This is a genomic window from Streptomyces sp. 11-1-2, from assembly GCF_003595545.1.
Classification (GTDB): domain Bacteria; phylum Actinomycetota; class Actinomycetes; order Streptomycetales; family Streptomycetaceae; genus Streptomyces; species Streptomyces hygroscopicus_B.
The window spans coordinates 8,459,317-8,473,472 of sequence record NZ_CP022545.1 but is presented as its reverse complement, the minus strand read 5'-3'; the positions used below and the strand labels follow the sequence as shown (position 1 = coordinate 8,473,472).

Here is a 14,156-nt window from a genome sequence, read left to right as displayed (position 1 = left end):
CGGGCGTACCCGGGCCCTTGATCGGCCTTCGCGCGGCGGCCGGTCACGACCACCGGCGGGGCCTTCGCTGCCGCGCCCCCTCGAAAGGGTTGGCGCCTCTCCTCAAAGCATGGCACAGCGGGCTGAACCCGGCCATCTCCCCTCGGAATCGGCGGTGCGCGACGGCGAGTCGATGGCGATCGGTGGCACTCGGCGGCGATCGGCGCTGCGGGAGACTGAGCGGCATGGTGCGTCTGCGGGTGGTCACGACGGACGACTGGCCCCTGTGGCGGGACGTCCGCCGGGCCGCGCTGGCCGAGGCGCCGCACGCCTTCAAGTCCCGGCTCGCCGACTGGCACCGCGGCGGCGAGGAGCGGTGGCGCGCCCGGCTGGAGATACCGGGCGCCCACCACGTCATCGCACTGCTGGACGGCCGGGCCGTCGGGATGGCGGGCGGCCTGCCCGGGGACGGCGGGCCGCGGGAGCTGAGGTCCGTCTGGGTCAGCCCCGAGGCGCGCGGCCACGGCGTGGGCGACCGGCTGATCGCGGCGGTCGAGACCTGGGCCCTGCGGGCGGGCGCCACGGCGCTGCGGCTCGCGGTGCTCCCGGGCAACGACCCGGCGATCGCCCTCTACGAGCGGCACGGTTTCGTCGCCACCCAGGAGCCGGGGGATCTGCTCGCCGACGGCGTGACCAGGGAGCTGGTCATGGTGAAGGCGCTGCGGCGGAGTTGACCCCGACGACCCACAGTCGTGAATTCTGTTCATTGATATGGACACGCCATCATCCTTGCCCTACGTTGACTCTTGGTCTAGACCATGATCCATCCAGGGAACGGAACGGACCGGAGGTGGGCCCATATGCCCGCGTTACGCACCACCAGACGCGCCAGACGCTCCCCACACACCAGGACGGCCATGGCCGTCGCCGCACTCATGGGGATCCTGACAGCGGGGGTCGCGTCCGGAGGGACGGCCACGGCGAAGGAAGCCGCGGCGTCACCGACGGACGGATGGACGCAGACGTCGTTCACATACTCGATGCACAAGCCGTGGAATCTCGACCTGAGCGAGCGCTACCGCTACGACTCGGGCTCGAAGACCCACACGATGTGGGTGAATTCCACCGATGAGCCGCTCGAAGAGGGCAGCGGCACCGATCCGCGCACCGAAATGCGGTGGAAGCAGGAGTACACCTCGGGGCAGCACATGTGGGACGCCGATGTGTATGTGCCGTCGGGTACGAACGGCGCGGACATCATGCAGATCCTGCGGGTCAAGCACCCGAGCGGAACACCGGCCACCGACATCATGTTCCGGGCGTCCAGTGAGAACGGAGGCACGCTCAGGCGCTATACGGACACCGTCATCAAGTCCGGTATCTACAACAAGTGGTGGAACCTGAAGGTGGCCCATGAGGCGGGCACCGGAAAGATCCAGGTCTACGCCGACGACAAACTGGTGCTGACGGTCGACGACCGGGGCCCGGCGACCCGCCACTTCAAGAACGGCGTCTATCACCACGGCAACGGCCGGGCCGAGGCCCGGTTCCGCAACATCCGCTATTGGGTCAAGTAGAGGAGTCGGACGGTGTCCACCAAATACCGCGTCATTGCCGGAATCTCGGCCGCCTGCGGACTGCTGCTGGCGGCCTCGGGCGCCGCGCACGCCGAGGTCGAACCGGGCGGCTGGTCGTCCGAGTCGCCGGGGTTCAAGGTGCAGGAGCGGGGGTGCGGGCAGGTCGACAACCTCACCTTCACCCTCACCTGCTCCACCGCGAGCGGGGACCAGCGGGCCGAGCGGCGCTATGACACCTACGCCGGGGGAACCCACCAGTTCGAGGGGTACTTCCGGGTCACCAGCATGGGCGGTACCCGGATCAGCCTGAAGCAGACGTTCAATGACACCGACGGCGACGCCGGTCCGTATTTCATGCTCGCGGTCGAGCGGGGCGGGCGGCTGTACGCCGTGCACGGCGGGGACACCCTGTCCAACGCCGGGACGGTCGGGGCCACGGTGCGCGTCAATACGGTGCACGAGGTGGGCGAGGAGCACCGTACGTACATCAACGGCTCGCTCAAGCACACCGTGGACAGCCCCGGCGGCAGCTTCTACGACAAGTTCGGGGCGTACCGCACCAGCAGCGGCAACGGCCCGGCCACCGTGGTGTGGAGCAACGTGAAGTTCTGGCGCAAGTGAGCGGCTCGGTACGCGCCCTGGCGGCGGCGGTCCTCGCCGTCGCCGGGCTTTCCGGAGTCAGCGGATGCGCCTCCCCGGATGCTCCCCGGGAGCCCCGGACCGGCACCGTGCTCACCGTCACCCGGGTATCCCCCGTCGACGCGAAGCTGAGCTGGCACGGGAAGGCGCCGGGCGCCGCGGGGCGGATCGTGGAGTTCGCGACCGAGCCCCGGGGGCCCTGGACGATCCTCACCTACGCTCCACTCAGTCAGACCACGTACCAGCACCCGGATCTGCTACCGGAGACCCACTTCTACTACCGGCTGCGGCCGTACTACGGACCCGCGTCCCGGCCGGTCGACGTCACGCTGCCGAAGGGGTCGTTCACCAAGGCGGAACAGCGCGCGGAGCACGATTGGGCGCCGCCGCGCACCATCCGGCGGGCCGGTGTCCGCACCGGCCCCGCCCGGCGGCCCGCCGCGACCCCGACCGATCTGCGCGCGAAAATCATGCACGCCAACGGCATCCGGTTCACCTGGACCGACCACGCCGAGGGCGAGCGGGGCTATCTGCTGGAGGACCGGCCGCGGGGCGGCGGCTCCTTCCGTCCGGTCGCCGTGCTCGACCCGGACATCAACTCCTTCGGGCTGATCACCCTGCCGAACGAGAAGCGGGCCTCCTACCGGGTCCGGCCGGTCACCTACGGCGAGCGGTCCAACATCGCCCGGCTCACCACCGGCGAGCGGCCCGCCGGGCGCGGCTGAGCGCCGCCGCCTCAGCCCCCGATGTCCGCCGGGGACGGGGCGAGCACCTCCGGCACCGGAGTGTCCCGCGCCCCGGCGATGAGGACATCGAAAGCCCAGGCCAGCCGGTCCTGGGGGGACCCGGACAGCAGCCGCGGGCCGAGCGCGGCGATATGCGGATGGGTCCGCGGTGAGACGTCCCGCACCACCGTGGCGAGCGCCTGCCAGTCCGCCTGGTCCTGGGGGGTGTCGCCGGGGGTCCGGTGGGCGTGCTCGGCCGCGGTCGCGGTGGCGTGCTGCAGCAGCAGGTCGAGCAGCCACGCTGCCCGGCCGGGTTCCAGGCCGCCCTCGTCCAGCAGCGCCAGCAGCGTCTCCACCAGGTCCAGGTAGTGCTTCCCGAAGGGGCGGGCCACCAGGGCGGACTGGGCGAGACCGGGGTACTCGAACAGCACCGAGGTGTACGAGGTGAGGATCCGCACCAGCCGGTCGTGCCAGTCGCCGTCCGCCCCGGCCGGGCTCAGGTCGACCCCGCCGAGGAGCTCGTCCAGGACCGCCGCGTGCAGTTCGGCGATATTGCGGACGTAGACGTAGAGCGAGGCCGGCCCGGTGTCCAGCTCCTTGGCCAGGCGGCGCATCGTGACCCGCTCCAGACCCTCGGCTCGTATGAGTTCGACCGTGGTGGCGATGATGCCTTCCCTGGTCAGGGCCGGTTTCGCCGGACGTTCCCGGCGGCTCCGCGGGGCGGTGGGATGCGCTGTCATGGCGCCATCGTACCTGTCGGCGAACGCGTTCCTGACGAACCCGTTCGTACCGAACGCGTTTGCCACGAACGCGTTCGTCATCCTACGCTCGTCCCATCGCCGCGCACCGGCGTCGAGCCAGGGAGGCATTGCCATGTCCGCAGCACCCCGTATCGCCATCGTCGGAGGAGGGCTGGGCGGATTGACGCTGGCGCGCGTTCTGCACGTCCACGGCATCGCCGCGACCGTCTACGAACTGGACGCCTCGGCGACCGCACGCGACCAGGGCGGCTCACTGGACATGGATCCGGAGTCCGGTCAGCGGGCGCTGCTGCACGCCGGGCTGCTCGAGGAGTTCCGGCCGCTCAGCCGCCCCGAGGACGGGGAGCTGCGGCTGCTCGACAAGGACGCCGCCGTCGGCTTCCGCATCCCGGCGCCGGAACCGGGCGAGCGGGACGAGGGAGAAGAGCGGCCCGAGATCGACCGCAGGGCGCTGCGGGATCTGCTGCTGGGCTCGCTGCCCGAGGGGACGGTCCGCTGGGGCCACAAGGTGCGCGCGGTGGCCCTCGGCAGGGCGGGGCGGCCCACGCTCACCCTGTCCGACGGCCGGACCGTCGAGACGGATCTGCTGGTCGGCGCGGACGGGGCGTGGTCCAGGATCCGGCCCCTGGTGTCCGACGCCGACCCGGTCTACTCCGGGGTCTCGTTCGTGGACTGTCTGCTGCACGACGTCGACGCCCGGCACCCCGCCGTCGCCGAACTCGTCGGCCGGGGAACGATGTTCGCCCTGGCGGACGAGAAGGGGCTGATCGCCCAGCGCAACGGCGGCAACCGCGTCCGCGTCTACGCCGCGGTCAAGGCGCCGGAGGAATGGAGCCGCTCGGGCCTGATCGACCCGGCGGACCCGGTGGCGGCCAGGAAGCGGCTGCTGGACCTCTTCCCCGACTGGGACGAAGGACTGCGCGCGCTGATCGCCGACAGCGACGGCCCGCTCGTCCCCCGGCCCATCCACGCCCTGCCCATCGGCCACCGCTGGGACCGGACGCCCGGCGTCACGCTCCTGGGCGACGCCGCCCATCTGATGTCCCCCTTCGCGGGGGCGGGCGCCAACCTCGCCATGCTCGACGGCGCGGAACTCGCCCTCGCCCTCGCCACGAACGACGACCTGGAGACGGCTCTGAACGCCTACGAGACACCCATGTTCCCGCGCGCCGAAGAGGCGGCCGCGCAATCGGCCGACAACCTCACCGGCTTCTTCCACCCGGACGGTCTGCGGATCGCGTGCGACACCTTCACCGCGGTCACTTCCGGCGGTGAGGCCCGATGACCACCCACCAGGCCACCGGATTCACCATCGAGCCCTACCCCGGCCTTCCCCTGACGGTGCGGGACGTGGGCGCGGGCCGGCCCGTGCTCGTCCTGCACGGCGGCGGCGGACCCGCCTCCGTGACCGGCATCGTGGACCACTTCGCCGCCACCTCCCGGGTGCTGGCGCCGACCCATCCGGGCTGGGAGGACACCCCGCGGCCCGAGTGGTTCTCGGACGTGGGCGACCTCGTGGAGACCTATCTGGACCTGCTGGACGACCGCGACCTGCGCGATGTCCTGGTCGTCGGCGCCTCGTTCGGCGGCTGGGTCGCCGCCGAGATGACCGTGCGCGACCGGGCCCGCCGCATCGGCGGGCTGGTCATCATGGGCGCCTTCGGACCGGAGGTCGAGGGGCACGAGGTGCGGTTCCCCACCGCACCGCCCGGCCCGCCGCCCGGTCAGGGCTCCGGCGCACCGGCACCGGCACCGGCACCGCGCCGGGGCCCCTCGCCCGCGGCCCTCCAGGCGATGGTGGCCTACGCGGGCCCGACGAGGTCCGATCCGAAGCTGCTGCACCGGCTCGCCCGGGTGAGCGTGCCCGCCCTCGCGGTGTGGGGGGAGCAGGACACCGCCGTCTCGCCCGACTTCGGCCGCGCGTACGCCGCCGCCATTCCGGGGGCGCGGTTCGAGCTGATCCCGGGCGCGGGCCACATCCCCACCCGGGAGGCCCCGGAGGCCACGTTCGCCGCGATCGACGCCTTCGCGGCCGCCATCGGGCAGTAGCGGCCGTCTTCGGGCACCTGTCAGGCGGGACGTCCCAGCTCCTTGCGGAAGAGCTCCAGCACATTGCCGCCGAGGATCTTCTCGACGTCCCCCTCGGGAAGGCCCCTTCGGACCAGCGCCTCGGTCACCAGAGGCAGTCCGCGGGGGCCTTCCAGGCCGGGTACCAGCAGCCGGGCGTACTCGACGTCCTCGCAGCAGGGCGGGGTGGTGTCGTCGCTGACCTCCTTGATGAAGTCCGGCCCCAGACCCACCCGGCCGACGCCGATCACCTCGGCGATATGGACGATGTGGTCCGCCAGCCGGTCCACCGTGCGGTCGGCCTGGGCGGTGGCCAGGAACTCGCCGAGGAAGTTGACGCACACCATGCCGCCGGTCGCGGCGATCCCGCGCAACTGCTCATCGGTGAGGTTGCGATGGTGGTCCAGGAGCGCGCGGGCGGAGGAGTGGGTGGCCAGTACGGGGCGGGTGGCCAGCTCCAGGACATGGGCGACTCCCGAAGCGCCGAGGTGGGAGACGTCGAAGAGGATGCCCAGCCGCTCCATCTCCCTCAGCGCCTGGACCCCGGCCTCGGTGAGCCGGCTTCCGGTGGCGTCCTCACCGCTGCCGTCGGCCAGGGCGGTGCGGCCCCAGTGGGCGAGCGAGGCGATGCGCACCCCGAGGCGGTGGAGGGTCGGGAGGAGCTCCACGTTCGCGTCCAGCCCGGGGGCGCTCTCCAGGGCCAGCACCAGGGCGATCCGGCCGTCGGCGAGGGCCGCGTCGATGTCGTCGCCGTCCAGGCACAGCCGTACCTCGTCGGCGTTGCCCTCGGCGAGGGTGTGGGCGCACTCGATCATCCGCAGCGTCTCGCGCAGCGCGCCCTCGGGGCGGAACTGGTCGTCGATGAAGACCGGCAGCACCTGCAGATCCACTCCGCCCTCGCGGAGCTGCGGCAGCCAGCGCTCCCGGAAGTAGCCGGCCCAGCGGTGCGGCGGGCGGGCGGTGACGGCGATCAGCAGATCGTTGTGGGCGTCGGCGACGACGGCGCGCTGGTGGAGGTCACGGCTCATAGGGCACGGCTCATAAGGACGACGGTGGCCTTTCGTGGGACGGGAAGCGGCGTCGGCCATCGTGACGTACGCGCCTGCCGCCGAGCCAGGAGTTTTCGGTGCGGCGGGCGGAATCCCCGAGCCCGTCGGCCGGGTGAGAGGATCGGACGGACGGGCCCGAGGGACGGAGGCGGGAGATGTCGGTGGAGATCACCTGGTGGGGGCACGCCACCGCGACCGTGCGGGACTCCGGGGTGCGGGTGCTGACCGACCCCCTGTTCGTACGGCGCCTGGCCCATCTGCGGCGCCGCCGCGGGGCCGTGCCACCGCCGGCCGCGGCGGTGGCGGACGTGGCGCTGGTCTCGCATCTGCACGCCGACCATCTGCACCCCGGCTCGCTGGCCAAACTGCTGCCCGGCACCCGGCTGGTGGTGCCGCGCGGGGCCGGGCGGGCGGTGCCCGGGCTGCGGCGGGTGGTGGCGGCGCGGGGGCTGCGGGTGACCGAGATGGCGCCGGGCGATGTGTGCGCGGTCGGCGAGGTGCGGATCCGGGCGGTACCGGCCGAGCACGACGGGCGGCGGCTGCCGTACGGGCCGAGCCGGGTGCCCGCGCTGGGGTATGTGCTGAGTGGCGAGTCGACCACGTACTTCGCGGGCGACACCGGGCTGTTCGACCGGATGGCGGAGGCGGTGGGAGAATGCGATGTGGCGCTGCTCCCGGTGGGCGGCTGGGGGCCGTACCTCGGCCCCGGCCATCTCGACGCGGGCCGCGCGGCACAGGCGCTGGCGCGGCTGGGGGCGCGCTGCGCGGTGCCGGTGCACTACGGGACGTACTGGCCGATCGGGATGGACGCGATCCGTCCGCATGAATTCCACGCCCCCGGCGAGGACTTCGTGCGCCACGCCGGGCGGCTGGCCCCCGACACGGTGGTGCACCGGCTGGGGCACGGGGAGTGCGTCCGGCTGGAGCCCGCCAGGTGATGGGGGATCTGGCGAATCTGGTGGACGTGGTCGATCTGGCCCGGAGTGTGCCGTCCGAGTCGACCCAGCAGGCGGTGGGGTATCCCTCGCTGTTCCTGCTGGTGGTGTTCGGGTCGCTGGTGCCGGTGGTGCCCACCGGCGCGGTGGTCTCCTCGGCCGCGGTGGTCGCCATCCACCAGACCGCTCCCCCGCTGTCGCTGCTGGTGGTCTTCGGGGTGGCCGCGCTGGCGGCCTTCTCGGGCGACGTGACGCTCTACTGGCTCGGGCGGCGCGGGGTGGCTTCGAAGAACGGCTCGCGGTGGCTGGAACGGATCCACGACCACGCGGCGCCGGAACGGCTGGACCAGGCACAGGCGCGGCTGGAAGAGCACGGGGTGGCGGTTCTGGTGCTGTCCCGGCTGATCCCGGCCGGGCGGATACCGGTGATGCTGGCCTGCCTGCTGGCACGCTGGCCACTACGCAGATTCGCCCGGGGCGCCGGGCCCGCGGCACTGGCCTGGGCGGTGACGTACCAACTGATCGGCATCCTGGGCGGCTCGCTCTTCGCCGAGCCGTGGGAGGGCGTGGCGGCGGCCGTGGTACTGACGGTGGTGATCAGCACGGCCCCCGCGGTGTGGCGGCGACTGCGGCGCCGTACCGACCGCGACGCGCGGAGCGAAGCCACGGGCTGACCGCGCCACCCTGAGAGTCGGAGCCTCCGACCGTGCCCCCGCCCCGACCGCTTCGGCGAACGCCGGGCCCAAGGAGACTCAGAGGTTGTCTCACGTGGCACGTTTCGCGAGGTTCATCAGGAACCAGACGCTTCGATAGATCAGCACCCACGACCGGCGGCATGCCGCACGAACATCAAGTCACGTGAGCAACCTCTAAGGGCTTGCAGATCATCAAGGTGTTGCTTCCCGTCCCATGGCTCGTTGATGTGGTATGCGCATCCCAAACGAGATCCGTACCCAACTCGCTGTGAAGTTCGCGGTGTTGTTCCCACATCTGGATGAGCGGCAGCGACGGCTGCTGATGGCCGCAGAGGCCCGTGTCCTGGGACACGGTGGTGTTCGGGCCGTCGCGCGGGCGGCCTCGGTGAGTGAGACCACGGTCCGCAAGGGCGTGTTCGAGTTGGAGGCCGGCGAGGAGCCTCTGGGGCGGGTGCGGCGGCCGGGCGGGGGCCGCAAGAGGGTCGCAGATCTCGATCCGGGGCTGCGGCCGGCCCTGCTGGCGCTGGTCGAGCCGGACGAGCGCGGTGATCCGATGTCGCCGCTGCGGTGGACGGTGAAGTCGACCCGCACGCTGGCGCGGGAGCTGGCCCGGAGCGGGCACAAAGTCAGTGCGGACACCGTCGCGGACCTGCTGCGGGAGGAAGGCTTCAGTCTGCAGGCCAACGCCAAGACCATCGAGGGCAGCCAGCATCCGGACCGGGATGCCCAGTTCCGCTATCTAAATGAGCAGGCCCGTGATCACCGGGATACCGGCCAGCCGGTGATCAGCGTGGACACCAAGAAGAAGGAGCTCGTCGGCGAGTTCAAGAACAACGGCCGCCAGTGGCGGCCTGTGGCTGATCCTGTGCCGGTGAACGTCCATGACTTCGCCGACCCGCATCTGGGCAAGGCCGTCCCGTATGGGATCTACGATCTCGCGGCGAACACCGGCTGGGTCAATGTGGGCACCGATCACGACACCGCCGCGTTCGCAGTGGAGTCGATCCGCCGCTGGTGGTGCGGCCAGGGCCGGGCCGCCTACCCGCAGGCAACACGACTGCTCATCACCGCCGACGCGGGCGGCTCGAACGGCTACCGCACCCGGGCCTGGAAGCTCGAACTCGCCCGGCTCGCGACCGAAACAGGACTGATGATCACCGTGTGCCACCTGCCGCCGGGCACATCGAAGTGGAACAAGATCGAGCATCGGCTCTTCTCGCACATCACCTTGAACTGGCGCGGCCGCCCGCTGACCAGCCACGAAGTCATCGTCCAGTCCATCGCTGCGACCACCACCCGCACCGGATTGCGCGTCATGGCCGAGCTGGACACCAACATCTACCCAACCGGAGTCCAGATCGGCGACGCGGAGATGGCGGCCCTGCCACTGACCCGACACGCCTTCCATGGCGACTGGAACTATGCCGTGCACCCCCAGCCGTGCCCTGCCATCCCAGCGCCCCGGGCTCCGCAGGAACCCGCCCCGGAGTGGGACCATGCTCTCCTGTCCGACCCCGTCCTGACCGGCATGTCCCGGCAGCAACTGAGCGATCTCACCAACACTTTGGCCCTCGACGGCAACGTCAAGCGCGGCCGCCCGCCCCGACTCGCCTTCCCCGACCAGGTCCTGGCGGCCGTCCTTCACCTGCGGGTCGCCCTGGCCGCGGAACCCCTCGCCGTGCTGTTCGACAGCAGCCGGACCGCCATGCACCGCACCCTGCTGAAGATCAGGGCACTGCTCAAGGCGCACGGCATCGTCATCCCGCCGGCGGTCACCCCGCCCTCCGCCCTCACAGCCCTCCAGGCTCGGGTTCGAGCCCTGAGTGCCGACCCCAGCAGCATGATCAAGACAACGTGTTAATGATCTGCAAGCCCTAAGCCTTGATTGGTGCGGCCGACCTGGCTGCCTGCTCGATCTTCGCGCAGTAGGCTGCACGGGCTTCCTCGTCGATCTGCTTCTCGTTTTCGGCGCGCACCCCGGTCCGGCCGTCGAGGCCCTCGCGCAGGATATCGGCGTGCCCGGCATGCCGGATGGACTCGCCGAGGACATGGACCATGATGGCGAACAGGTTCGTGTTGGGATAAGGCTCCGGCCACCACGGCACGTGGCCGGGGGCGTCGAGGGGAAGCTCGTTGATCGTCGCGTCCGAGTGTTCCCACGTACGCCGGTAGAACGCGACGATCTGATCGCGGGTCTCGTCCTCGGCCGCCCACAGATCGCTGCCGTCGGAGTCCTGCCACCGGGGCAGCGGCTCCGGGGAAGGGCGGTCGAAGACCTCGCCGAAGTACCTGGCCTCGACGGTGGCCACGTGTTTGACCAGGCCCAGGAGGTTGGTCCCGGTCGCTGTCATAGGCCGTCGGGCGTCGTATTCGGACAAGCCGTCGAGTTTCCAGAGCAGCGCCCTGCGGTCCCGCCGCAGTCTCCCGTGCAGGTTGCCTTTCGCGAATTCATCGATCATGCGGCATGAGCCTGCCATGGGCTGCTATGCCCAGGGCCTTCATCGCGGCAGCCGAGTTGAGGCGGTCCTTCGCCTCCGGGTCTTCGACACGGTCGACAGGAGCAGACGCCGACTGACCTGCCGCTGAGCCCTGCCCTGTCAGGGGCGGGGCTCAGCGACGTTTGCGGCCGCCGGGCCGGGGCGCCCCCGGCCCGGCGGCCAGGGCGGCGGGCCGTAACCATGAGCCGAGGGCGCCCGGGACACCGGCGCCCGGGAAGGCGGGGTCAGCCGTCCAGGCTCAGTACCCCGCGCAGCGCACGCGTCAGCGCGGACTCCGGGTCGGGCACCGAGCGCTCCACCCGCCAGGCGACGAAGCCGTCGGGGCGGACCAGGACGGCTCCGTCGGGGGCGGTGCCGTGCAGTTCGGCCCAGTCCACGCCCGGTTCGGGGGCGAGTTCATGGTCCGGCCCGTCGCCCACCCGGTAGCAGTCCAGCGGTACGCCGAGGGCGTCGGCGGCGCGGTGGCCCGCCTCGTACCAGGAGGCCCCGCCCGGCCCGGTGAGCAGTACACAGGTGCGCTCGTACAGATCGAGGGTGGACAGCCGCACCCCGCAGCGGTGCACCCACATATGGGGCGCGCGGCTGCCCGGCTCGGCCGAGACCATGAAGTGGTCGGGCACCGCGGGCGCGGCGGGGTCGGCGCCGACGACCGCGCCGCGCACATAGCGGTAGCCCATGGCGACGGCCATGACATTGCTCTGCGGGCCCTGGCCCTCGCTGGCGGGCGCCGAATAACCCGGGTGGCTGTGCTCGGCCGAACGGGTGGCGGCGCGGGCGCTGGTGGCCTGGGCGACCGGCCGCCGCTCCATGCCGTAGGTCTCCAGCAGCCCGGCGCCCGCCCAGCCGCCCATGACGGCGGCGATCTTCCACGCCAGGTTGTGGGCGTCCTGGATACCGGTGTTGGAGCCGAAGGCGCCGGTGGGCGACATCTCGTGCGCGGAGTCCCCGGCGAGGAAGACCCGGCCGTCGGAGTAGCGGTCCGCCACCCGCTCGGCCGCGTGCCAGGGCGCCTTTCCGGTGACCTCGACCTCCAGGTCGGACATGCCGACGGCGGTACGGATGTGCTGGGCGCAGCGCTCGTCGGTGAACTCCTCCAGCGCTTCGCCGCGCTCGGGGTGCCAGGGGGCGTGGAAGACCCACTGCTCCTGGTTGTCGACGGGCAGCAGCGCCCCGTCGGCCTCGGGGTTGGTGAGGTAGCAGGCGATGAAGTGGCGGTCCCCGACCGCGTCCGCGAGCCGCTTGGCGCGGAAGGTGATGGACACGTTGTGGAACAGCTCGCCGCGTCCGCTCTGCTCGACGTCGAGCGCCTCGCGCACCGGGCTGCGGGGGCCGTCGGCGGCGATGAGGTAGTCGGCGCGAACCGTGGAGCGCCGTTCGGACCTGCGGTCCAGGAGCACGGCGGTGACCCCGTCCGCGTCCTGCTCGAAGGAGATCAGCTCGGTGGAGAACCGCAGATCGCCACCGAGGTCCTGGGCCGCGCTCAGCAGCACGGGCTCCAGGTCGTTCTGGCTGCACAGACACCATCCGGCGGGGCTGATCCGGGCGGCCTTGCCACCCGGGTCCATCTCCCGGAAGAGCCAGTTGCCCTCCGTACCGGTCAGGGACGGGGTCTGCAGGATTCCGTGGTTGTCGGCCAGGACGGACGCGGCCTCGCGGATCGCGGACTCCACTCCGGCGGTGCGGAACAGCTCCATCGTCCGGATGTTGTTCCCCCGTCCGCGCGGGTGGTGCGAGGTGCGCGGGTGTTTTTCGACCAGTAGATGACCGATCCCCAGTCGGCCCAGGAACAGTGAGGCGGACAGGCCCACCAGGGAGCCGCCCGCGATGAGGACGGGCACACGCTCAGCATTGTCGGCAAGACGGTTCATTGTGCTGCTATGCCCAGTGTTTCCGGGCCCTTCCGGGACGCTGACGAGGCGTTCGCTCGGATGGCTCACATATCTCGCGCCATTGGTGGGTGCGCCCCACGATCGTCTAACGGGCGGGTGTCCTCGATGCCCGGAAGGACGCGTCCGCGAAATAAGGAGTGGAATATGAGCACCCTGTCCGACATTCCGGAGACCATGGTGAACCCATCGCCAACGACCGTGGAATCCGCGCTCACCGACACCAGATTGCGCGTCGTCTTGCTGGTGCAGGTCAACAGCGGTGCCGAGCAGCGCTTTCTGCGTGCCTATGACCAGTTGTCCCAGCAGGTGGCCGCGGTGCCCGGGCACATCAGCGACCAGCTCTGCCAGTCGATCGAGAATCCCTCCCAGTGGCTGATCACCAGTGAATGGGAAAGCGCTCCTCCGTTTCTGGCCTGGGTGGACTCTCCCGCGCACCGGGAGATGGTCAAACCCTTCCACGGCTGTGTCGAGGACACCCGCTCGCTGCGGTTCAGCATTCTGCGGGAGACCCTGACCGCCGGATCCGCGCCGGTCGATGTCACCACCCGGGGTGTCGACGCCGCGCTGCGGGTCGGCGACGGGCTGGTCCGGCAGGCGCTGACCTTCACCGTGAACCCCGGCAGTGAGGACACCGTCGCCAAGATCCTCGCCGATTACGCCTCACCGGAGGCACGGGTCGACCAGACCACCCGGCTCTCCCGCACCTCCGTCTTCATGAACGGCAACCGGGTCGTACGGGCCGTGGAGGTCAAGGGCGATCTGACCGCGGCACTGCGCTTCGTGGCCCGGCAGCCGGAGATCAAGGCCGTCGAGGAGGCCATCAATCCGTATCTGGAGGAGGACCGCAACCTCGACGACCCCAGCTCGGCACGGGAGTTCTTCGCCCGGGCGTCGCTTCCGGTGGTCCACCACATGATGGCCGGCGGCCCGCGTCCCGCCCAGGGCGTCCACCGGCACGCCCTGCTCTACCCGGTCAAGGCCGGCTGCGGACCGGCGGTGGCCAGTCTGCTGGCCCGGCAGGACGAGCTGGCGGTGAACAAGGAGACGACCGCGGAGCAGTCCGCGAAGACCTTGCTGAGCAGCACCATCTTCCAACGTGACGACATCGTGGTCCGGCTGGTGGACCTGAGCGTGCCGCTGGACCGGCATCCGGCCATGGCGGCCGGTGTGAGCGGACGGCGGGCGGCCGCCGTGCTGGGCCGTCTCCTCGACCTCGGGGCGGACGGGGCGGTGATCGACCTGTCCGTGGACGACGGGCTGCGCCGCTTCCTCGCCGACTGCGACATGACCCCGATCACCGACCGCCAAGCGGCGGACCACTGACGGCCCCTCTCCCCCCTCG

General features: G+C 71.2%; 14 protein-coding genes. 10 read left to right on the top strand and 4 right to left on the bottom strand.

The features are described 5' to 3' along the window. Positions 1–224: 224 nt before the first annotated feature. The 4 genes from CGL27_RS36400 (at position 225) to CGL27_RS36385 (ending at position 2,920) form a co-directional block, all read left to right on the top strand. Positions 225–713 carry a GNAT family N-acetyltransferase gene (locus CGL27_RS36400; protein ID WP_119991979.1) on the top strand — a complete coding sequence of 163 codons (489 nt, stop codon included), beginning with the start codon at positions 225–227 and terminating at the stop codon, positions 711–713. A gap of 183 nt (positions 714–896) precedes the next feature. Then, a complete protein-coding gene (locus tag CGL27_RS36395) occupies positions 897–1,556 on the top strand; it encodes a cinnamyl alcohol dehydrogenase (RefSeq protein ID WP_119991978.1) in 660 nt (219 codons plus the stop codon). A gap of 12 nt (positions 1,557–1,568) precedes the next feature. Further along, positions 1,569–2,177 (top strand): hypothetical protein, encoded by a 609-nt coding sequence (locus tag CGL27_RS36390; RefSeq protein ID WP_119991977.1) that lies wholly within the window; start codon positions 1,569–1,571, stop codon positions 2,175–2,177. Continuing rightward, a complete protein-coding gene (locus tag CGL27_RS36385) occupies positions 2,174–2,920 on the top strand; it encodes a fibronectin type III domain-containing protein (RefSeq protein ID WP_240450754.1) in 747 nt (248 codons plus the stop codon). The genes CGL27_RS36390 and CGL27_RS36385 overlap by 4 nt, the downstream gene beginning before the upstream one ends. A gap of 11 nt (positions 2,921–2,931) precedes the next feature. Here CGL27_RS36385 and CGL27_RS36380 read toward each other — a convergent pair whose 3' ends face one another. After that, the gene (locus tag CGL27_RS36380; RefSeq protein ID WP_119994729.1) at positions 2,932–3,660 is read right to left on the bottom strand and encodes a TetR/AcrR family transcriptional regulator; all 729 of its coding nucleotides are present in this window, start codon (positions 3,658–3,660) and stop codon (positions 2,932–2,934) included. A 133-nt stretch (positions 3,661–3,793) separates the two neighbouring features. Here CGL27_RS36380 and CGL27_RS36375 point away from each other — a divergent pair, with 133 nt between their 5' ends. Next, complete coding sequence (locus tag CGL27_RS36375; RefSeq protein ID WP_119991976.1) at positions 3,794–4,966, top strand: NAD(P)/FAD-dependent oxidoreductase; 1,173 nt, start codon at positions 3,794–3,796, stop codon at positions 4,964–4,966. Continuing rightward, entirely contained in the window at positions 4,963–5,730 is a 768-nt protein-coding gene (locus tag CGL27_RS36370; protein ID WP_119991975.1) for an alpha/beta hydrolase, read from the top strand. The genes CGL27_RS36375 and CGL27_RS36370 overlap by 4 nt, the downstream gene beginning before the upstream one ends. 20 nt (positions 5,731–5,750) lie before the next feature. Here CGL27_RS36370 and CGL27_RS36365 read toward each other — a convergent pair whose 3' ends face one another. Beyond that, on the bottom strand, positions 5,751–6,776 hold the full coding sequence (locus CGL27_RS36365; RefSeq protein ID WP_119991974.1) for a membrane dipeptidase: 1,026 nt from the start codon (positions 6,774–6,776) through the stop codon (positions 5,751–5,753). Positions 6,777–6,952: 176 nt separating this feature from the next. Between CGL27_RS36365 and CGL27_RS36360 the strand changes: the two genes are divergently transcribed. The 3 genes from CGL27_RS36360 to CGL27_RS36350 all read left to right on the top strand — a co-directional run bounded on the left by CGL27_RS36360 (position 6,953) and on the right by CGL27_RS36350 (position 10,288). After that, positions 6,953–7,735, top strand: coding sequence for an MBL fold metallo-hydrolase (locus CGL27_RS36360; RefSeq protein ID WP_119991973.1), 783 nt, complete (start codon positions 6,953–6,955; stop codon positions 7,733–7,735). Further along, positions 7,735–8,406, top strand: coding sequence for a VTT domain-containing protein (locus CGL27_RS36355; RefSeq protein ID WP_119991972.1), 672 nt, complete (start codon positions 7,735–7,737; stop codon positions 8,404–8,406). Before CGL27_RS36360 ends, CGL27_RS36355 begins: the two co-directional genes overlap by 1 nt. Positions 8,407–8,659: 253 nt before the next feature. Further along, positions 8,660–10,288 carry an ISAzo13 family transposase gene (locus CGL27_RS36350; protein ID WP_119986369.1) on the top strand — a complete coding sequence of 543 codons (1,629 nt, stop codon included), beginning with the start codon at positions 8,660–8,662 and terminating at the stop codon, positions 10,286–10,288. Between the two features lie 13 nt (positions 10,289–10,301). Here CGL27_RS36350 and CGL27_RS36345 read toward each other — a convergent pair whose 3' ends face one another. Continuing rightward, positions 10,302–10,886 (bottom strand): DinB family protein, encoded by a 585-nt coding sequence (locus CGL27_RS36345; protein WP_119994728.1) that lies wholly within the window; start codon positions 10,884–10,886, stop codon positions 10,302–10,304. Between the two features lie 263 nt (positions 10,887–11,149). Next, positions 11,150–12,793 carry an FAD-dependent monooxygenase gene (locus CGL27_RS36340; RefSeq protein WP_119991971.1) on the bottom strand — a complete coding sequence of 548 codons (1,644 nt, stop codon included), beginning with the start codon at positions 12,791–12,793 and terminating at the stop codon, positions 11,150–11,152. 165 nt (positions 12,794–12,958) lie between these two features. On the opposite strand from CGL27_RS36340, the gene CGL27_RS36335 reads away from it, so the two are divergent. After that, on the top strand, positions 12,959–14,137 hold the full coding sequence (locus tag CGL27_RS36335; RefSeq protein ID WP_119991970.1) for a SchA/CurD-like domain-containing protein: 1,179 nt from the start codon (positions 12,959–12,961) through the stop codon (positions 14,135–14,137). The last annotated feature ends 19 nt before the right edge of the window (positions 14,138–14,156 follow it).